At 73.0% G+C, this 17,531-nt stretch carries 19 protein-coding genes; 10 read left to right on the forward strand and 9 right to left on the reverse strand.

Annotated elements, in window-relative coordinates; all coding sequences use genetic code 11:
- Nucleotides 1-70: 70 nt before the first annotated feature.
- Together FRZ03_RS17490 and FRZ03_RS17495 are read right to left on the reverse strand one after the other, a co-directional pair.
- Nucleotides 71-985: a 2-hydroxy-3-oxopropionate reductase gene (locus FRZ03_RS17490; RefSeq protein ID WP_146466089.1), complete on the reverse strand. Its 915-nt coding sequence runs from the start codon at nt 983-985 to the stop codon at nt 71-73.
- Nucleotides 986-1,027: 42 nt separating this feature from the next.
- Nucleotides 1,028-1,885, reverse strand: a complete 858-nt coding sequence (locus tag FRZ03_RS17495; RefSeq protein WP_146466090.1) for a TIM barrel protein — start codon at nt 1,883-1,885, stop codon at nt 1,028-1,030.
- Nucleotides 1,886-2,044: 159 nt separating this feature from the next.
- Between FRZ03_RS17495 and FRZ03_RS17500 the strand changes: the two genes are divergently transcribed.
- The 7 genes from FRZ03_RS17500 (at nt 2,045) to FRZ03_RS17530 (ending at nt 7,782) form a co-directional block, all read left to right on the forward strand.
- On the forward strand, nt 2,045-2,305 hold the full coding sequence (locus tag FRZ03_RS17500; RefSeq protein ID WP_186785474.1) for a hypothetical protein: 261 nt from the start codon (nt 2,045-2,047) through the stop codon (nt 2,303-2,305).
- Nucleotides 2,302-2,664, forward strand: coding sequence for a helix-turn-helix domain-containing protein (locus FRZ03_RS17505; protein WP_146466091.1), 363 nt, complete (start codon nt 2,302-2,304; stop codon nt 2,662-2,664). Before FRZ03_RS17500 ends, FRZ03_RS17505 begins: the two co-directional genes overlap by 4 nt.
- Nucleotides 2,665-2,791: 127 nt before the next feature.
- Nucleotides 2,792-3,304 (forward strand): 2-oxo-4-hydroxy-4-carboxy-5-ureidoimidazoline decarboxylase, encoded by a 513-nt coding sequence (gene uraD, locus FRZ03_RS17510; RefSeq protein WP_146466092.1) that lies wholly within the window; start codon nt 2,792-2,794, stop codon nt 3,302-3,304.
- Nucleotides 3,305-3,307: 3 nt separating this feature from the next.
- Complete coding sequence (uraH, locus tag FRZ03_RS17515; protein ID WP_146466093.1) at nt 3,308-3,715, forward strand: hydroxyisourate hydrolase; 408 nt, start codon at nt 3,308-3,310, stop codon at nt 3,713-3,715.
- Nucleotides 3,716-3,719: 4 nt separating this feature from the next.
- A complete protein-coding gene (gene pucL / locus FRZ03_RS17520) occupies nt 3,720-4,667 on the forward strand; it encodes a factor-independent urate hydroxylase (protein ID WP_146466094.1) in 948 nt (315 codons plus the stop codon).
- Between the two features lie 125 nt (nt 4,668-4,792).
- The gene (locus tag FRZ03_RS17525; protein WP_146466095.1) at nt 4,793-6,172 is read left to right on the forward strand and encodes an 8-oxoguanine deaminase; all 1,380 of its coding nucleotides are present in this window, start codon (nt 4,793-4,795) and stop codon (nt 6,170-6,172) included.
- A 284-nt stretch (nt 6,173-6,456) separates the two neighbouring features.
- Nucleotides 6,457-7,782 (forward strand): nucleobase:cation symporter-2 family protein, encoded by a 1,326-nt coding sequence (locus FRZ03_RS17530; protein WP_146466125.1) that lies wholly within the window; start codon nt 6,457-6,459, stop codon nt 7,780-7,782.
- 60 nt (nt 7,783-7,842) lie between these two features.
- Here the strand turns inward: FRZ03_RS17530 and FRZ03_RS17535 are convergent, their stop codons facing one another.
- From FRZ03_RS17535 to FRZ03_RS17545, 3 genes are all read right to left on the reverse strand, one after another.
- The gene (locus tag FRZ03_RS17535) at nt 7,843-8,265 is read right to left on the reverse strand and encodes an acyl-CoA thioesterase (protein WP_146466096.1); all 423 of its coding nucleotides are present in this window, start codon (nt 8,263-8,265) and stop codon (nt 7,843-7,845) included.
- A 76-nt stretch (nt 8,266-8,341) separates the two neighbouring features.
- Nucleotides 8,342-8,971, reverse strand: a complete 630-nt coding sequence (locus FRZ03_RS17540; protein WP_146466097.1) for a hypothetical protein — start codon at nt 8,969-8,971, stop codon at nt 8,342-8,344.
- An 84-nt stretch (nt 8,972-9,055) separates the two neighbouring features.
- Nucleotides 9,056-9,652 (reverse strand): histidine phosphatase family protein, encoded by a 597-nt coding sequence (locus FRZ03_RS17545; RefSeq protein ID WP_146466098.1) that lies wholly within the window; start codon nt 9,650-9,652, stop codon nt 9,056-9,058.
- A gap of 185 nt (nt 9,653-9,837) precedes the next feature.
- Here FRZ03_RS17545 and FRZ03_RS17550 point away from each other — a divergent pair, with 185 nt between their 5' ends.
- The gene (locus FRZ03_RS17550) at nt 9,838-10,329 is read left to right on the forward strand and encodes a GNAT family N-acetyltransferase (protein WP_146466099.1); all 492 of its coding nucleotides are present in this window, start codon (nt 9,838-9,840) and stop codon (nt 10,327-10,329) included.
- Here FRZ03_RS17550 and FRZ03_RS17555 read toward each other — a convergent pair.
- On the reverse strand, nt 10,317-11,525 hold the full coding sequence (locus FRZ03_RS17555; RefSeq protein ID WP_146466100.1) for a pyridoxal phosphate-dependent aminotransferase: 1,209 nt from the start codon (nt 11,523-11,525) through the stop codon (nt 10,317-10,319). The genes FRZ03_RS17550 and FRZ03_RS17555 overlap by 13 nt on opposite strands.
- Nucleotides 11,526-11,606: 81 nt before the next feature.
- Here FRZ03_RS17555 and FRZ03_RS17560 point away from each other — a divergent pair, with 81 nt between their 5' ends.
- Nucleotides 11,607-12,242 carry a winged helix-turn-helix transcriptional regulator gene (locus FRZ03_RS17560; RefSeq protein WP_146466101.1) on the forward strand — a complete coding sequence of 212 codons (636 nt, stop codon included), beginning with the start codon at nt 11,607-11,609 and terminating at the stop codon, nt 12,240-12,242.
- Between the two features lie 135 nt (nt 12,243-12,377).
- Here FRZ03_RS17560 and FRZ03_RS17565 read toward each other — a convergent pair whose 3' ends face one another.
- The 3 genes from FRZ03_RS17565 to FRZ03_RS17575 are packed head-to-tail and all read right to left on the reverse strand — an operon-like array spanning nt 12,378 to nt 15,997.
- Nucleotides 12,378-13,169, reverse strand: a complete 792-nt coding sequence (locus FRZ03_RS17565; RefSeq protein WP_146466102.1) for a hypothetical protein — start codon at nt 13,167-13,169, stop codon at nt 12,378-12,380.
- Nucleotides 13,169-14,431 (reverse strand): VWA domain-containing protein, encoded by a 1,263-nt coding sequence (locus FRZ03_RS17570; protein WP_146466103.1) that lies wholly within the window; start codon nt 14,429-14,431, stop codon nt 13,169-13,171. The genes FRZ03_RS17565 and FRZ03_RS17570 overlap by 1 nt, the downstream gene beginning before the upstream one ends.
- Nucleotides 14,432-14,440: 9 nt before the next feature.
- Nucleotides 14,441-15,997, reverse strand: a complete 1,557-nt coding sequence (locus FRZ03_RS17575; protein WP_146466126.1) for an IucA/IucC family protein — start codon at nt 15,995-15,997, stop codon at nt 14,441-14,443.
- A 198-nt stretch (nt 15,998-16,195) separates the two neighbouring features.
- Here FRZ03_RS17575 and FRZ03_RS17580 point away from each other — a divergent pair.
- A partial coding sequence (locus FRZ03_RS17580) for an IucA/IucC family protein (RefSeq protein ID WP_398660565.1) occupies nt 16,196-17,531 on the forward strand: 1,336 nt, incomplete at its 3' end.

A 17,531-nucleotide genomic window follows, 5' to 3' on the forward strand; every position in this document is an offset into this window, starting at 1 on the left:
TGGGCGCGACGGGACAGGTGTCGACGGCACCGCGGCCCGGACGTCTTGGGGACCGGCCCTCGAAGGGCCGTCAGACCTGCGCGCCGGACAACCGCTCCACGGCCCGCAGCAGCGCCGAGTGGTCCAGGCCGCCGTCGCCCTGGGCGCGCAGCGACGCGACCAGCTGGGCGACCACCGCGCCGACCGGCAGGGCCGCGCCCACGCTGCGGGCCGCGTCGGTGACGATGCCCATGTCCTTGTGGTGCAGGTCGATCCGGAAGCCCGGCTTGAAGTCGCGGTCGAGGAAGTTGTCCTTCTTGCGCGTGAGCACGGTGGAGCCCGCGAGGCCGCCGTTGAGGACGTCGAGCGCGGCCTGGAGATCCACGCCGGACTTCTCCAGGAAGACCACGGCCTCCGCGCACGCCTGGATGTTCACGGCGACGATCAGCTGGTTGGCGGCCTTGACGGTCTGCCCCGAGCCGTGCGGGCCGCACAGCACGATGGTCTTGCCGAGCGCCTCGAAGACCGGCTTCGCCTGGTCGAAGTCGGCCTGCTCACCGCCGACCATGATGGACAGCACGGCCTCGACGGCCCCGGCCTCGCCGCCGGACACCGGGGCGTCCAGCACCCGGATGCCCTTGTCCTTCGCGGCGGCGGCCAGGTCGATCGAGGTCTGCGGGGTGATCGAGGACATGTCGATCAGCAGCGAACCGGGCCTCGCGTTCTCCAGGATGCCGTCCGGGCCGTAGGCGATGGCCTCGACCTGCGGCGACGCGGGCACCATCGTGATCACCACATCGGCGTCGCGCACGGCCTCGGCGATCGAGCCGGCGGCCCGGCCGCCGGCGGCGGCCAGCCGGTCCAGCTTCGCCTGCTCCAGGGTGTAGCCGGTGACGTCGTAACCCGCCTTGATCAGGTTCTCGGACATGGGGGAGCCCATGATGCCGAGGCCGATCCAGGCGATCGCCGGACGGGCGGGGCGGGAGGAATCCGCAACAGTGCTCATGCTCAAAAGGCCTCTCTCAACTGCCGTGCGAAGTTCGGGGGTTCAGCGCGCCGCGCGCGCCTCGCGGGGGAGCCAGTCGAAGGCCTCGGCGCTCGGCCGGTCGCCCGGCTTGTACTCCAGGCCCACCCAGCCGTCGTAACCGGCCTTCCGCAGCCGGCCGAGCAGCTCCGCGAGCGGCAGCGAGCCGGTGCCGGGGGCGCCGCGGCCGGGATTGTCGGCGATCTGCACATGGCCGGTGTGCGCCGCGTACCGGTCGATCACCGCCGGCAGGTCCTCGCCGTTCATGGCCAGGTGGTACAGGTCCATCAGGAACCGCGCGTTGCCGAGGCCGGTCGCCGCGTTGACCTTGTCGACGACCTCCACCGCGGCCGGCGCCGACACCAGCGGGTACGACGGCGACTCGGGCCGGTTCAGCGCCTCGATCAGCAGGGTGGCGCCGATCCGGTCGGCGGCCCGGGCCGCGAGGGTCAGGTTCTCCAGGGCGAGCGCGTCCTGCTCGGCCGGGTCCACGCCCTCGATCCGGTTGCCGTACAGCGCGTTGAGCGCCGTGCAGCCCAGGGAGTGCGCGAAGCCGGCGGCCACCTCGATGTTGGCGCGGAAGCGCTCGGACTCCTCGCCGGGGACCGACAGGGCGCCGCGGTCCGGGCCCGGCAGCCGGCCCGCGTAGAAGTTCAGCCCGGTCAGCCGGACGCCCGCGTCCTCGATCGCCCGCCTCAGGGCGTCCAGTTCCGCGTGTTCGGGGGTGGGGGAGTCGATCCAGGGCCACCACAGCTCGACCGCGGTGAAGCCGGCCGCGGCGGCGGCCGCGGGGCGCTCCAGGAGCGGGAGTTCCGTGAAGAGGATCGACAGGTTGACGTCGAAGCGCTGGTCTGCGGCGGTGCTCAAGTCGAAACCTGGCATTCGGGACGCGCTCCCTTCCGTGGTCGTAATTCCGTATTACGGAAGTTCGTTTCTGCGTAATGGAAGACTGCCGTCGGGTGCCGGTGCTTGTCAAGGGGGTCCGCGGACCGGTCGCCGACGGGGGGTCCCGGTGTCCGCGCCGCGCGCTACCTTGTGCGCGTGCGATTGAAAGTTGAGTTCACGACCGAACCCTTCGACCTGGAGGAGGCCCCCGCCCACGCCCTGGCGGCGCGGGAGGTCATAGAGACGGCGGGGCTGGACGCGGTGGACGTCGGCCCGTTCGGCAACACCGCCGAAGGCGCCGCCGAGCGGGTGCTGGCCTCGGTGGACGCGCTCCTGCGCAGGAGCCTCGAGGCCGGCGCCACCCGGATCTCGCTCCAGGTCAACGTCCTGGGCGACGACGGGGAGGGTGCTGGATGACCGGGGACGAGTCGTTCATCGCGGCCGTGAAGCCGCTGGTCGACGCCATGGGCGGGGTCATGCTCCCGCCCGGCGAGGCCGGTCCGGAGGATGTCGTGCTGTCCTGGGAGGGCGTCGACGCCGTCGCCGTACGCCTTCCCCAGCTCGCCGACTCCCTCGACCACATCCTCGCCGCGATGGAGCGCAAGGAGGGCCGGCCGCTGGCCGAACTGGACCGCAAGGCCAAGCAGGAGGTCGTGCGGATACTGGAGGCGAGGGGCGCCTTCTCCGTGCGCCACGGCGTGGAGATCGTGGCGGGCGCACTGGGCGTCAGCCGCTTCACGGTCTACAACTACCTCAACCGGGAGAAGGGCGCCTGAAGCCACCGGGGGCCCGCCCGGCTTGTTACGCGGATTTTTCAACAAAGTGTTGACGCGGCGTTTTCCGGGGCGTTAGCTATCGGCAGCCCGTTCAGCACGAAGGCCGAAACAGGCCACGGAGGCTCCCGTGACGTCGACTTTCACGCCCCCGGGCCTGGCCCGGTTCAACGATCTGGAGGAGCGGGCGGCCGCCGCCGTCCTCCACGAGGCGTGCGCCTCCACCGCGTGGGTGCGGCGGCTGACCGCCGCTCGCCCCTACGCCACCCCCGACGAGCTCTACGCCGAAAGCGACGCCGCCACGGCCGAGCTGACCGCCACCGACCTCGACGAGGCGATGGCCGGACACCCGCCGATCGGGCGGCCCCGGCCGGGCGATCCGGCCTCCGCCCGCGAACAGCGCGGCATGGCCGGCGCCTCGGACCGGCTCAAGGCCGAGATGCTCGAACTCAACCTGGCCTACCAGGAGAAGTTCGGCCATGTCTTCCTCATCTGCGCCACCGGGCGGACCGGCGAGCAGATGCGGGACGCGGTCAAGGAGCGGATCGGCAACACACCCGAGCGGGAGCGGGAGATCGTCCGCACCGAGCTGGGGAAGATCAACCGCATCCGACTGGCCCGACTCGTCGAAGAGGACGCCTGACCCATGAGCACCAGCACCACCGCCTCCGTGTCCACGCACATCCTGGACACCTCGATCGGCCGCCCCGCCGCCGGCGTCGCCGTCCACCTCAGCGCCCGCTCCGGGCGCGCGGCGGACTGGCGGGCGCTCGGCGGCTCCGCGACCGATGCCGACGGCCGGTGCAAGGACCTGCCGGACCTGCCGGCCGGGACCACTCACGTGCGGCTCGACTTCGCCGTGGAGCCGTACTTCGAAGAGCGAACAGCGAACCAGCAAGCCGATGCGCAGCAGGACGCCCCCGCGACTCGGGACAGCGGACCGGCCGTGTTCTTCCCGGAAGTGGCGATCACCTTCGCCGTCGTACCGGGCGAGCACTACCACGTACCGCTGCTGCTCAACCCGTTCGGCTACTCCGTTTACCGAGGGAGCTAGCTACATGACCGTCAATTCCCGCCCTGGCCGCCCTGTGATCCTGGGACAGAACCAGTACGGCAAGGCCGAGAACCGAGTCGTCAGGATCACGCGGGACGGGGCCACCCACCACATCAAGGACCTCAACGTCTCGGTCTCGCTGAGCGGGGACATGGAGGACGTCCACTACTCCGGCTCCAACGCCAACGTACTGCCGACCGACACCACCAAGAACACGGTGTTCGCGTTCGCCAAGGAGCACGGCATCGAGTCCGCCGAGCAGTTCGGCATCCACCTCGCCCGCCACTTCGTCACCTCGCAGGAGCCGATCCACCGCGCCCGGATCCGGATCGAGGAGTACGCCTGGGAGCGGATCGAGACCTCCGAGGCCAACTCCAGGTTCATCGGCGCCGACGAGGTCAAGCACTCCTTCGTCCGCAAGGGCCAGGAGACCCGGCTGACGCAGATCACCTACGACGGCTCGTCCTGGGAGGTCGTCTCCGGCCTGAAGGACCTGACCGTCATGAACTCGACCAACTCCGAGTTCTGGGGCTACGTCAAGGACAAGTACACCACCCTCCAGGAGGCCCACGACCGCATCCTGGCCACCTCGGTCGCCGCCCGCTGGCGGTTCAACTGGACCGCCGACGAGCAGAAGATGCCGCACTGGGAGAAGTCCTACGAGCAGGTCAAGAAGCACATGCTCCAGGCCTTCGCCGAGACCTATTCGCTCTCCCTCCAGCAGACGCTGTACCAGATGGGCTCGCGCATCATCAACAACCGCGGCGAGATCGACGAGGTCCGCTTCTCCCTGCCCAACAAGCACCACTTCCTGGTCGACCTGGAGCCGTTCGGGCTCAAGAACGACAACGAGGTCTACTTCGCCGCCGACCGGCCCTACGGCCTGATCGAGGCCACCGTCCTGCGGGACGGCTGCGAGCCGAGGATCCCGGTGGACCTCACCAACCTCTGACCCTCCTCCTTTTCGGCACCCGCGGCCGGGGTACCACCCCACCGGGCTCCGGCCGCGGCACTCAAATCTCCCAGGGTCCTGCCGTGCCCTCCCCACAGAAGTCCGCTGAGCGAAAAGGACGAAACATGGCAGCAGCCCAGCGCATCGTCATCGAGAACTGTTCGATCGCGACCGTCGACGCCGACGACACCGAGTACGCCTCCGGGTACCTGGTCCTCGCCGGCAACCGCATCGAGGCGCTCGGCGCGGGCACGGCACCCGAGGGCCTGGACGGCGTCGTCCGCCGTATCGACGCCACCGGGCACCTCGCCACCCCCGGACTGATCAACACCCACCACCACTTCTACCAGTGGATCACCCGGGGCCTGGCCACCGACCACAACCTGTTCGACTGGCTCGTCGCGCTCTACCCGGTCTGGGCGCGCATCGACGAGCCCATGGCCCACGCGGCGGCCCAGGGCTCGCTCGCGATGATGGCCCGCGGCGGCGTCACCACCGCCATGGACCACCACTACGTCTACCCCCGGGGCGCCGGCGACCTGTCCGGCGCGATCATCCACGCCGCCCGGGAGACGGGTGTCCGCTTCACCCTCGCCCGCGGCTCCATGGACCGCGGCGAGAAGGACGGCGGCCTGCCCCCGGACTTCGCCGTCGAGACCCTTGAGGACGCGCTCGCCGCGACCGAGGCCACCGTACGGGAGCACCACGACCCCTCCGCCGACGCGATGACCCAGGTCGCGGTCGCGCCCTGCTCCCCCTTCTCCGTCTCCACCGACCTCATGCGTGAAGCCGCCGCACTCGCCCGCCGCCTCGGCGTACGGCTGCACACCCACGGCTCGGAGACCGTGGAGGAGGAGAAGTTCTGCCACGAGCTGTTCGGCATGGGCCCCACCGACTACTTCGAGTCCACCGGCTGGCTCGGCGAGGACGTGTGGATGGCGCACTGCGTCCACATGAACGACTCCGACATCGCCGCCTTCGCCCGCACGAAGACCGGTGTCGCCCACTGCCCCTCGTCCAACGCCCGGCTGGCCGCGGGCATCGCGCGGGTCCCCGACCTGCTCGCCGCCGGCGTCCCGGTCGGGCTCGGCGTCGACGGCACCGCCTCCAACGAGTCCGGCGAGCTGCACACCGAGCTGCGCAACGCCCTGCTCATCAACCGGCTCGGCGCGCACAAGGAGGCCGCGCTGAACGCCCGGCAGGCCCTTCGGCTCGGCACCCACGGCGGCGCCCGGGTGCTCGGCCGCGCCGCCGAGACCGGCTCGCTGGAGGCCGGGAAGCTGGCCGACCTCGTGCTGTGGCGCATGGACACCCTCGCCCACTCCTCCATCGCCGACCCGGTGACCGCCCTGGTCTTCGGCGCGGCCGCCCCGGTCACCGCCTCCTTCGTGAACGGCCGGCAGATCGTCGAGGACGGACGGCTGCTGACGGTCGACGAGGACGCCATCGCCCGCGCCACCCGTGACGAGGCGCGCCGGCTGGCGCGGATCGCCGGACGGCGCTGACCCCCCCCGACTCCGGCCGGGAGGGACGGCTCCCGGCCGGCAGCCGTGGACCCGAGCAGGTCCATGGCGGCCGGCTCCGGGGCGCGCGCATGGCGCGCGCCCCGGGACGGTCTCCGTTCGCGACCCGCCTGGGTCCTACCGGTCCCGCACGACCGCGCACCACCTCCCTGAAACCCACGTCCACAGCCGACGTGTCTTAACCGACCGGAGGAGCCGCCGTGTCCGCCCCAACCGTCGACGTGCCAGCAGTCCACCCGGTGGACGAGAAACTCCCCGCCCTGAAGATGGCGACCAGCGGCCTCCAGCATGTGGCCGCCATGTACGCGGGGGTCGTCGCCCCGCCCCTGATCGTCGGCGCCGCCGCGGGCCTGTCCGCCACCGACCTCACCTTCCTCACCGGTGCCTGTCTGTTCACGGCCGGCCTCGCCACCTTCCTCCAGACCCTCGGCTTCTGGAAGATCGGCGCCCGGCTGCCCTTCGTCAACGGCGTCACCTTCGCCGGCGTCGCCCCCATGACGGCGATCATCGCCTCCGCCAAGGACAAGTCCGACGCCCTGCCGATGATCTTCGGCGCGGTCATGGTCGCCGGTGTCCTCGGCTTCCTCGCCGCCCCGGTGTTCTGCAAGGCCGTCCGCTTCTTCCCGCCGGTCGTCACCGGCTCGGTCATCACCCTCATCGGTGTCTCGCTGCTGCCGGTCGCCTTCGGCTGGGCCCAGGGGCCCGACGCGTCGGCCCACGACTACGGCTCGGCGACCAACCTCACCCTGGCCGGCCTCACCCTCCTGATCGTCCTGCTGCTGCGCCGCTTCACCCGCGGCTTCCTCAAGCAGATCGCGGTGCTGCTGGGCCTGATCGTCGGCACCCTGATCGCGATCCCGTTCGGGGTCACCGACTTCTCCCCGGTCGCCAAGGCCGCCGTGGTCGGCTTCCCGGCGCCCTTCCACTTCGGCGCACCGCAGTTCCACATCGCCGCGATCCTGTCGATGTGCGTGGTGATGGTGGTCTCGATGACCGAGTCCACCGCCGACATGCTGGCCCTCGGCGAGATCGTCGAACGGCCCTCCGACGAGCGGACCATCGCGGCCGGGCTGCGCGCCGACACCCTGGGCTCCGCCCTCAGCCCCGTGTTCAACGGCTTCATGTGCAGCGCCTTCGCGCAGAACATCGGCCTGGTGGCCATGACCCGGATCCGCAGCCGCTTCGTGGTGGCGGCCGGCGGCGGCTTCCTGGTCCTGATGGGCCTGTGCCCGGCCGCCGCCGCACTGATCGCGGTCGTGCCCCGCCCGGTCCTCGGCGGGGCCGGCGTCGTCCTGTTCGGCTCGGTCGCCGCGAGCGGCATCCAGACGCTGGTCCGGGCCGGCCTGGACAAGGACAACAACGTGCTGATCGTCGCCGTCTCCCTCGCCGTCGGCATCATCCCGATCACGGCGCCCGGCTTCTACCACGCCTTCCCCGACACCGCGAAGATCGTCCTGGACTCGGGCATCTCCACGGGCTGCGTCACGGCCGTCCTGCTCAACCTGGTCTTCAACCACCTGGGCCGGGGCCGTGACGCGCAGGACGTCACGCATCCCATGGAGGCGGGGGAGGAGCTGGCGTCCGCGCACTGAGGAGGCGTCACCGGCACGCGGTGCGGCGGGCCGCCGCACCCCGTGCCGCGCGCGCACGGCTCACAGGCCGAACAGCGAAGGGTCCGTGGCCAGTTCTTCGAACACCTTCGCGGGGTCGGCGATCAGCCTGCGCTCCTTCAGGTCCAGCAGGCCCCCGACACCGCTCAGTTCGGCGGCGAGGGTGCCGTCGGGCTTGCGCATCTCCTGGCGGATGGTGAAGGTCTTGCCGGCGGACCAGTGGAACGCGCAGGTCACGTCGACCTCGTCACCGGCGAGGAGTTCGCGCAGATAGCGGATCGTCGTCTCCAGGACCACGGGACCCACGCCCGTGCTCACCAGACCGGTCTGCGACACCCCGGCGGCCTGGAGCAGCGACCAGCGGGCGTGCTCCGCGTAGTTGAGGTACACGGCCTGGTTGAGGTGGCCCTGCACATCGGTCTCGTAACCGCGGACGGTGACGCGGACGGAAAACGGTTCGCTCACGGCTTCCCCTCTTGCTCCGGTACGGCGCACTGCCCCGGGACAGCGCACCGGTGATCCTCGCATGCGCGGCGGCGGGTCACACCCGGCGGGGCGAGGCCAGCAGGTAGCGCCCGCGGGTGCGCGGCTCGGTGTACTCGCCCGGCTGCCAGCCCGCCCGCTCCAGCGTGGCCGCGCAGGCCGACAGCGCCGCCGCGTCCGGCGCGTACACGGCGACCGCGTCCGGCTGCGGGGTGGCCCGGACCCGGTATCCGTCCGCCTCCGCCGTCGCCGGCCGGTGCCCGGCGGCCTCCAGGGCGAGGGCCGCGGCCCGCACCAGATGGCCGCGCTCCCAGCCGCACGGCCGGTCCACCGCGCCGTCCGGATTGGTCATCCGGCGCAGCTCCAGCAGCCCCTGCCAGGCACCGCGCACCTCGCGCAGCCGGGCCTCGGCCGAAGGCGGGACCGGCTCCCGCGCCCCGCCGGCGCGCGCCGCGAACACCTCGCTCGCGGGCGCGGGGTCCGGCGGCGCGGGCACCCCGGGCTCCGCCTCCCGTATCCGCTGCCCGGCCGGGGTGAGGAAGTGGTCGTGCGGCGGGCGCGGGTGACGGAAGGCGAGGCCTTGCCGCACCAGCGCCGTGAGCTGGGCGTCCGTGCCGCGCAGTCGCCCGGTGACCGGGTCGGCGGCGTCGATCAGCCGGCGCTGGGCGGCGGTCGGCGGTCGGGTCACGATGCGCTCCTTCCCGGTCCGCCGGTCTCGTACGGGCGGCTTCCTCGAAGCGTACGACCGGGGTCCGACAACGGGCGGCGCCGCTCAGCCGGGCCGGATGTTCCAGCCCGCCACCACCGGCCGGTCGTGCTCGGTGCCGAGGCGGCACAGCGTGCCCGTGGCCAGCTGGAAGAGGGCGCCGTGCCCGGCCGGCAGGCCCAGCCGGCGGGCGGTCAGCACCCGCAGGAAGTGGCCGTGGGCGACGAGCACCACGACGCCGTCGGTGTCGGCGAGGGCGGCCTCGACCTTGGCCAGCATCCGGTCCGCGCGCTCCCCGACCTGCCGCGGGCTCTCGCCCGGATGCTCCGGCGGACCGGGCGCGACCCCGTCGGTGAACAGGAACCAGCCGGGCCGGGTGCGCTGGATCTCCGCGGTGGTGACGCCCTCGTAGCCGCCGTAGTCCCACTCGCACAGATCGGCGTCCACCCGGGCGTCGTGGACGCCGATCAGCTCGGCGGTCTCCCGGGCCCGCCGCAGGGGGCTGACGAACGCCGCCCCGATCCGCTGCGAGCGGATCAGCGGCAGCAGCCGGCGCGCCTCCTCGCGGCCGTGCTCGGTGAGGGGCACGTCGGTCCAGCCGGTGTGCCGGCCGGACCGCGACCACTCGGTCTCACCGTGCCGGACGAGAAGGAGGTCACCCATGCGGGCACGGTGCCACAGCATCCCGGCGGCCCGCAGGACGGACTGCGCCAGACGGCCGCTCTCCGCGTCCGAGCCCACCCGGGCGCACGCGGTGCCGTGCTCCGGACCGGCGAAGCCCGGCGAGCCGGTCGCGCCGTGTGCATAAGCAGGGGCGTGGCACCGGGCTCGGCCCCTACAGTGGCGCGATGGTGACGGTACGAACGATGACGCCGGCCGATGTCACGCCCGTGGCGGAGATACGGGTGGCCGGCTGGCGGGCCGCCTACGCCGGGTTGCTGCCCGCGTCCTTCCTGGAGCGGATGTCGGCCGAGGAGAACGCGGAGCGCCTGCGGGGGCGCCTGGACCGGGCGGCCGGGAGCGGCGCCGACCTGGTCGCCGTCGACGGCACCGGCGCGGTGGCGGGCTGGGCCTGCGTGGGCCCCGCCCACCGGGGAGGCGAGTTGTACGCCCTCTACGTGCGCCCCGACCGCATCGGAACCGGCGTCGGCCGTGCCCTGCTCGACGCGGCGCACGCGCACGCGCTCGCCCACGGCCTGGACCCGCTCCGGCTGTGGGTCCTGGCCGGGAACACGAGGGCACGGCGTTTCTACGAGCGCGCCGGGTACGTCGCCGACGGCGCCGTCCGGAGCGAGGACTACGACCAAGTGGCCGTCCCGGAGGTCCGCTACTGCCGGTAGCCCCCGAGGAACCGCCCGATCCGGCCGATCGCCGCCTCCAGTTCGTCGGCCTGGGGAAGGGTGAGGATGCGGAAGTGGTCGGGCGAGGGCCAGTTGAAGCCGGTGCCCTGGACCACCTGGATCTTCTCGCGCAGCAGCAGGTCCAGGACGAACTTCTCGTCGTCGTGGATGCGGTGCACCTTGGGGTCGAGGCGGGGGAACGCGTACAGGGCGCCCTTGGGCTTGACGCAGGACACCCCGGGGATCTCGTTGAGCTTCTCCCAGGCGACGGTGCGCTGCTCGTACAACCGCCCGCCGGGCGCCGCGAGTTCGCGGATGGACTGGCGGCCGCCGAGCGCGGCCTGGATGGCGTACTGCGCGGGCGCGTTGGCGCACAGCCGCATGGAGGCCAGCATGGTCAGGCCCTCCAGATAGTCCTTCGCGTGCTGCCGGGGCCCGGTGACGACCAGCCAGCCGGAGCGGAAGCCCGCGACCCGGTAGGTCTTGGACAGCCCGCAGAAGGTGAGGACGACCAGGTCGGGGGCGAGCGCGGCGGCCGAGTGGTGCACGGCGTCGTCGTAGAGGATCTGGTCGTAGATCTCGTCGGCGAACACCATGAGGCCGTGCCGGCGGGCGAGGTCCAGGATGCCCTCGACGACCTCCTTCGGATACACCGCGCCCGTCGGGTTGTTGGGGTTGATGATGACGACGGCCTTGGTGCGGTCCGTGATCTTCGACGCCATGTCGGCGAGGTCGGGGTTCCAGTCGGCCTGCTCGTCGCACAGGTAGTGCACGGCCTTGCCGCCGGCCAGAGTGGTCACGGCGGTCCACAGCGGGAAGTCCGGTGCGGGGATGAGGATCTCGTCGCCGTCCTCGACCAGGGCCTGGACCGCCATGGAGACCAGCTCCGAGACGCCGTTGCCCAGGTAGACGTCGTCGACGCCGACGTCGAGGCCGAGGTTCTGGTAGCGCTGGGCGACCGCGCGCCGGGCGGAGAGGATGCCGCGGGAGTCCGTGTAGCCGTGCGCCTGGGGCAGCATCCGGATCATGTCCTGGAGGATCTCGTCCGGCGCCTCGAAGCCGAAGGCCGCGGGGTTGCCGGTGTTCAGGCGCAGCACGCTGTGCCCCGCCTCCTCCAGCGCGTTGGCGTGCTCGATCACCGGGCCGCGGATCTCGTAACAGACCTCGCTGAGCTTGTTCGACTGCCGGAACTCCATGCGTCCCTCCGGGAACTCGTGTTACTTGGTTTTACCAAGCGGGAGCTTGGAAAGTCCAACAACGCGTCTAGACTGCGTCGCATGCCACCTCGCCGAAGCTACGACCAGTACTGCTCCGCAGCCCGCGCGCTCGACCTCGTCGGCGACCGCTGGACCCTGCTGATCGTCCGGGAGCTGCTCGCCGGTCCCCGCCGCTACACGGATCTGCACGCGGACCTGCCCGGCGTGAGCACGGACGTCCTCGCCTCCCGCCTCAAGGACATGGAGCGCGACGGCCTCACCACGCGCCGCCGGCTGCCGCCGCCCGGCGCGGCCACGGTCTACGAACTCACCGCACGTGGCCGTGGGTTGCTCCCGGTCCTCCAGGCCCTGGGCACCTGGGGGGAGCCCGAACTCGCCGACCGCCGTCCCACCGACGCGGTCCGTGCCCACTGGTTCGCGCTGCCCCTGCTCCGCGCGCTGGACGGCGAGGGACTGGTCGAAGTCCACCTGGCGGAGGGCGAGTTCCACGTGCGGGTGGGCGCGGAGGCGGCGGAGGGCGACCCGGTGTACGGCGACGGCCCCGCGCCCCGCGATCCGGACGCCCGCCTCACCTTCGACGCGGCGACCTGCGAGGCCGTCGCGCAGGGGCGCCTGTCGCTGGCGGACGCGGTGCGCGCGGGGCGGGTCACGGTGACGGGGGAGGGGGCCATCGCCAAGGCGCTGCGGGAGGCGTGAAGCGCGGCGGGCGCGCCGCGCAGGCGGAGGAGGCAGGCGGAGGAGGCAGGCGGACGAGACGGGTGGAAAAGACGAGACGGGCGGAGAAGACGGAAGGCCCGCCACGGTGCCGTGGCGGGCCTTCTCGGCGGTGTGTCACAGGTTGCGCGGTCGTCCCGAGCCCCGCGTCAGCGCGTACCCGCCGACCCCGGCCAGCGCGGCGAGCACCCCGCCGATCACCGTCCAGACCCAGCGGTCGGACCACCAGCCGGAGGACCAGCCGTCCTTGGAGCCGAAGCTGGACAGCACCGCGTGCCGTGAACCGTCGTCCTGCGACGCGGACGTGACGGCGATGCCGGGCACGAGCGGCTTGCCGAGGGAGCCGTCGACCGCCGCCGCGCCCCCGATGTCCTTGGAGTCCACGCGCACCTCGGCGTTCACCGGTTGCCCGAGGTCCCCCGCGCCGAGGTCCACGACCGTCAGCCGGACGTAGTACGTGCCGGGCAGCGGGTCGTTGGCCCACGGCTCGGACCAGCCGCGCACGGTACGCATCACACAGGCCAACTCGACGGACGAGGTGCCCGGTTCGGCGGTCCGGGTGGACGCGCCGTACTGGCAGGACTGCCGGCGTCGCAGTCCGTCGTACACATCGAGCTGCCAGGTCTCGGACCCGTGCGACTGCGGCAGCTTCACGCTCGCCTTGACCGTCGGCCGCTGCCCGGTGTCGGCCGGGAACGACCAGTACAGGTAGTCACCGGTGGACCCGGACGCCGTGGCCTGCTGCCCCTGCCGGATCTCCGTCGCCGTACGGAACGACGTGCCCGCCTGCGTGGGCGCGCCGCCGGAGCCGTCGGAGGCGCCGGGGGAGGGCGAGGAGTCCGCCGCGGCCGGCCCCGCGGCCAGCCCGAGCGCCAGCAGCGCGGCGCCCAACGCATGTCTGATCCGCATCAGTTCGTCCTCCAGACCGCGACCCGCCAGCGTGACAGCCAGCCCCACAGCAGACCCGCGACGAAGCCGGTCAGCACCAGCACGCCCAGCAGCCACCAGCCGCGCCCGAGACCGAACGCGGCCACGTCGTGCGCCTTGGCCGGACCGTCCACCACGTCCACGGTCAGCTCCAGCGGCAGACCCGGCGTGCTCTTCACACCCGCGGGCGCCGAGAAGGAGTGGGCGACCTCCAGGCACACCGTCTCCGCGGGCGCGTTGTCGTCGTCGCTCGCGGGCTTCGGATAGCGCAGACCGGTGGAGACCACGTCGGTGCGGCCGGTACCGGCCGCCTCACCGCGGACGATCTCCCGCCCCTTCAGGGTCACCGCCCGCAGCAGCACCCCGTAGGAGGGGTTCACGGCCCGGTCGTCCGCCACGCTCACCGAGGCACGCAGCTCCTTGCCCGGGTCGACGTCCACCTTGTACCAGCGCTGCTGGCCGAACTCCGCGCGGTCCGTGTACAGACCCGACTTCAGCGTCGGCGCCTTCTCGCACTGTGCCGCGCCCGAGGTGGCCACCGGCGTCACCACCGGATCGGCCGCCCGGTGCACCAACTGTCCGACACGGTCGGTCAGTTCCTCCTTGTGCTGCACGGAGGTGTAGGTGCCGCCGGTCGCGTCGGCGATGCAGCTGAGCTGGTCCCGGGTCTTGGCGTCCGGCACCAGGCCGAGGGTGTCGATGGTCAGGCCGATGCCCTTGGCGGCTATCTCCCGGGCCACCTCGCACGGGTCCAGCGGCTGACAGGTGTCCTCGCCGTCGCTGATCAGCACGATACGGCGGGTGCCGTCGCCCCCGTCGAGGTCGCCCGCCGCCTTCAGCAGCGCGGGCCCGATCGGCGTCCAGCCGGTCGGCACCAGCGTCGCCACCGCCGTCTTGGCGTCGGTCCGGTTCAGTGGGCCGACCGGGTACAGCTGCGCGGTGTCCTTGCAGCCCTCCTGGCGGTCGTTTCCGTGGTAGTTGGCGCCGAGCGTGCGGATGCCGAGCTCCACGTCCTGCGGGGTCGCGTCGAGGACGTCGTCGAACGCCTGCTTCGCCGCCGCCATCCGGGTACCGCCGTCGATGTCCCGGGTCCGCATGGATCCGCTGACGTCCAGCACCAGTTCGACCTTCGGAGCGGCCTGCTCCGTCTCGTCGGCGGCCGCCGCGGTCGGGAACGCGAGCCCGGCCGTCAGGGCGGCGAGCAGAGCGCACACTCCCGCCGCCAGCCGTTGTCTTCTGATCATCGACGGATCCTATTGATCAACCGCGCCGGGCTCCAAAACGAGCGGGTGGGGCAGGGCCGTCCACTGGTCGCCGGGAATGTGCGGGGACAGCCGCATCAGCGTCAACGCCTTGGCCGGGACCGGTCCGTGACGCAGCGCCGCGAGGTCGGACGTGTCCGGAAGGTCCGGCAGGACGGCCGCCAGCGCCGCCCCGAGCGCCGGGCCCGAGCCCGCCACGGCGGCCAGGGCACCCGCCAGCAGGGAGCCGAACAGCTTGCGGCGCAGGGCGGTTTCGTCGTCGTCGATCAGCCGGCCGGTCAGGGCGGGCGGCCTGATGCCGTGCCGGGCCAGCCGCACGGGGCTGATCCGGATGTCGGCCAGATCGCGGTAGACCAGCCGCCGCGGGCTCCCGTCGGCCGCCAGCACCACCAGGAGGTTCTGGCCGTGCGCCTCCAGGGCCACCCCGAGGTCGAGCAGGCGCAGCCCGACGGTGAGCGCCAGCCGGGCGAACCCGGCCAGCCAGGCGGGGTCGCGCGGCAGCGCGGTGGTGGCCAGCGCGGCCACCGGCAGCACCTGCTCACCGGGTCGTGCGTACTGCTCGGGCGACTCCCGCAGCAGCGCGGCCAGGTCCGCGGAACGGGCGGTGACGGCGCCCAGGGTGCGGGTGATGTGCAGGGCTCCGCCGGTGCGGCCCGCCAGTTCCTCCGCGAACGCGGACAGTGTGGCCGCCGCCTCGACCGAGTACGGGGAGATGTCCCGCACCGAGGACGTCAGCCGGGCGCTCAGCGCCGTCTTCACATGCGGGCCGTCGGCGAGGGCCAGCGTCCGCAGGGACATCAGCGGATGCGCCGGGCGCCACTCCTCGTACGGCCGCTCCAGCACATGCGCCGCCTGCCACGGGTGCACCGGCACCAACAGCCGCCGTCCGTCCCGCAGTTCGTCCGGCCACCGGCCGGTCACCAGCGACTCGGCGGCGGGCACGGCCACCGTGCCGAGCCGCACCACGGCGCCGTGCTCCGGGCCGTACGCCAGCTGCTCCGCCACCGAGAACCCCGGCCGGGAACGGCAGTTGGGGTGGAAGGGGTGCCCGTCGACCACCCGCTGCTCCCACTCCCAGTCCCTCTTCCCGCCTTCCGCCGGGGAGCCCGCCACCGGCCACTCCTTCGGGTGATCAGCACCGGCCCGGGACAGCGCCAGCGAGGCCACGCTGTGCCCCAGCTCCACCGTGAAACCGGCGGCCCCGGGCCCCCAGCCGCCACCGTTCGCGAGGGCACCCATGAGACGCGCCGGGTCGTCGTACCGCTCCGTGCCCAGCCGTACGGCGGTGACGTGGGCGCCGGTGGCGTACGGGTCCGCGTGCGGCCCGTGCAGCGTCCGGCCGTCGGCCAGCCGCAGGGCCAGGCCGTACCTCCCGTGCGTCCGGCCCGTGATCCACGGCAGCGGCTCGTGCGCGAACCCCCGCCACAGCCGGGTCAGCACGGCCGCGCGGGCACCCGGCAGCTCCGCCTCGTACCGGGGCAGCAGCCCGGGCCGCAGGGCGGCCAGTTCCGCGGCGACCTCGGCCTCGGCGGTGGGGGAGTGGGACACGGTCGGCTCCTCGGTCGAGGCGGCACAGGGCACGATGGTCGGGGACGGCGGCACCATGGCAGGGACGGACCACGACACCATGGTCGGCACGGACCACGACACCATGGTCGGGGACGAAGCCATACTGATCGCTCCCGGCCCACTGAAAAGCCCCGGCACCCGCCCGGGACGCCCGAGACCACCCCCCACGAAGAACGAATGGACCGCGTGGACCCCAATCCCCCCGCAGACGCGATCGGCCGGCGCGCCGACGCCCATGCGACCGCCCCGCTGCTCAACTGCCTGATCCGCGAGGTGGCCGAGCCACTGCCCGGCCGCCCCGGCGAGCCGCCGGCGTACCGGTTGCCCGGCACCGGGCGGCTGCTGCGCGTGCGCCCCGGCCGGCGCCCCGCCGACCCCGAGGTGCACGCGGCCGGCGGCTGGCACCGCCTCGGCCATCCGGAACTGGTGAAACTCGTCGCCGAGGAACTGCGCCGGCGCACCGGGTCGGCGGGCGGCGACCTGCCGGCCGAGATGATCGACAGCCGGGCGGCGGTCGCGGCCCTGCTCACCGCCCGCGCCGGCGCGACCCCGCCGGCCGACCCCTATCTGCGCTCCGAACAGTCCCTCGTCACCGGCCACCCGTACCACCCGGCGCCCAAGGCGCGCGGCGGCGGCCCGGTCGCGTCCTGGCTGCCGTACGCCCCCGAGGCGCACGCCCGCTTCCCGCTGGTGCTGCTGGCCGTCCGCGAGGACCAGGTGGCCGAGGACGGCGACACCCGCGCCCTCGACGCCCTCGGCGCCGCCCCGCCCGGTTACCGGCTGCTGCCCGCCCACCCCTGGCAGCTCGACCTGATCGCCGACACCCTCGCGCCCGCCTTCGCCGACGGCCGGCTGCTCCGGCTCGGACCCACCGCCTTCCCCGCCTGGCCGACGGCGGCGGTCCGCACGGTCTACGAGCCCCGCGGCGACCTGTTCCTCAAGTTCAGCCTGGACGTCCGCATCACCAACGACATCCGCCGCCTGTGGCGCCACGACCTGCGCCGGCTGCGCCGTACCGACACCGCCGCCGGGCACGCCTTCGCCGCGATGGGCGGGCCCGCCGCGTGGCTCGCCGACCGCGGCCACCGCACCGCGTCCTTCGCCTACGAGGAACTGGCCGTGGTGGTCCGCGACGGACTGCGCGGCCATCTGCTGCCGGGCGCCGTGCCGTTGCTCGCGGCGGGGCTGGCCGAGGGCTTCGACGGCAGCCCGCTCGCCGCCGCCACCGACCCGGCGGCCTGGTGGGAGGCGTATCTGCGGCAGGTCGTGCCGCCCGCCCTGACCGCGTTCGGCGAGCACGGGGTCGTCCTGGAGGCGCACCTCCAGAACACCCTCGTCGCCGTGGACGCCTCCGGTACGCCCGTGCAGGCGCTGTTCCGCGACGCCGAGGGGGTCAAGCTGCTCCCGGAGGTGTCCCGCGCCGCCGGCTGGCAGCGGCTGGTGTACTGCCTGGTCGTCAACCACCTCATGGAGATCGCCGGCGCCCTGGCCGAGCACCGGCCCGGCTACGACC

The sequence above is a fragment of the Streptomyces misionensis genome (assembly GCF_007896895.1).
In the GTDB taxonomy this organism is placed as follows: domain Bacteria; phylum Actinomycetota; class Actinomycetes; order Streptomycetales; family Streptomycetaceae; genus Streptomyces; species Streptomyces misionensis_A.

What these genes read in the sequence shown, in the direction of transcription:
- FRZ03_RS17490 (WP_146466089.1), bottom strand. Translation starts at nt 985, where the DNA reads ATGAGCACTGTTGCGGATTCCTCCCGCCCCGCCCGTCCGGCGATCGCC.
- FRZ03_RS17495 (WP_146466090.1), bottom strand. Translation starts at nt 1,885, where the DNA reads ATGCCAGGTTTCGACTTGAGCACCGCCGCAGACCAGCGCTTCGACGTC.
- FRZ03_RS17505 (WP_146466091.1), top strand. Translation starts at nt 2,302, where the DNA reads ATGACCGGGGACGAGTCGTTCATCGCGGCCGTGAAGCCGCTGGTCGAC.
- uraH (WP_146466093.1), top strand. Translation starts at nt 3,308, where the DNA reads ATGAGCACCAGCACCACCGCCTCCGTGTCCACGCACATCCTGGACACC.
- pucL (WP_146466094.1), top strand. Translation starts at nt 3,720, where the DNA reads ATGACCGTCAATTCCCGCCCTGGCCGCCCTGTGATCCTGGGACAGAAC.
- FRZ03_RS17525 (WP_146466095.1), top strand. Translation starts at nt 4,793, where the DNA reads ATGGCAGCAGCCCAGCGCATCGTCATCGAGAACTGTTCGATCGCGACC.
- FRZ03_RS17530 (WP_146466125.1), top strand. Translation starts at nt 6,457, where the DNA reads ATGGCGACCAGCGGCCTCCAGCATGTGGCCGCCATGTACGCGGGGGTC.
- FRZ03_RS17545 (WP_146466098.1), bottom strand. Translation starts at nt 9,652, where the DNA reads ATGGGTGACCTCCTTCTCGTCCGGCACGGTGAGACCGAGTGGTCGCGG.
- FRZ03_RS17550 (WP_146466099.1), top strand. Translation starts at nt 9,838, where the DNA reads ATGGTGACGGTACGAACGATGACGCCGGCCGATGTCACGCCCGTGGCG.
- FRZ03_RS17555 (WP_146466100.1), bottom strand. Translation starts at nt 11,525, where the DNA reads ATGGAGTTCCGGCAGTCGAACAAGCTCAGCGAGGTCTGTTACGAGATC.
- FRZ03_RS17560 (WP_146466101.1), top strand. Translation starts at nt 11,607, where the DNA reads ATGCCACCTCGCCGAAGCTACGACCAGTACTGCTCCGCAGCCCGCGCG.
- FRZ03_RS17565 (WP_146466102.1), bottom strand. Translation starts at nt 13,169, where the DNA reads ATGCGGATCAGACATGCGTTGGGCGCCGCGCTGCTGGCGCTCGGGCTG.
- FRZ03_RS17570 (WP_146466103.1), bottom strand. Translation starts at nt 14,431, where the DNA reads ATGATCAGAAGACAACGGCTGGCGGCGGGAGTGTGCGCTCTGCTCGCC.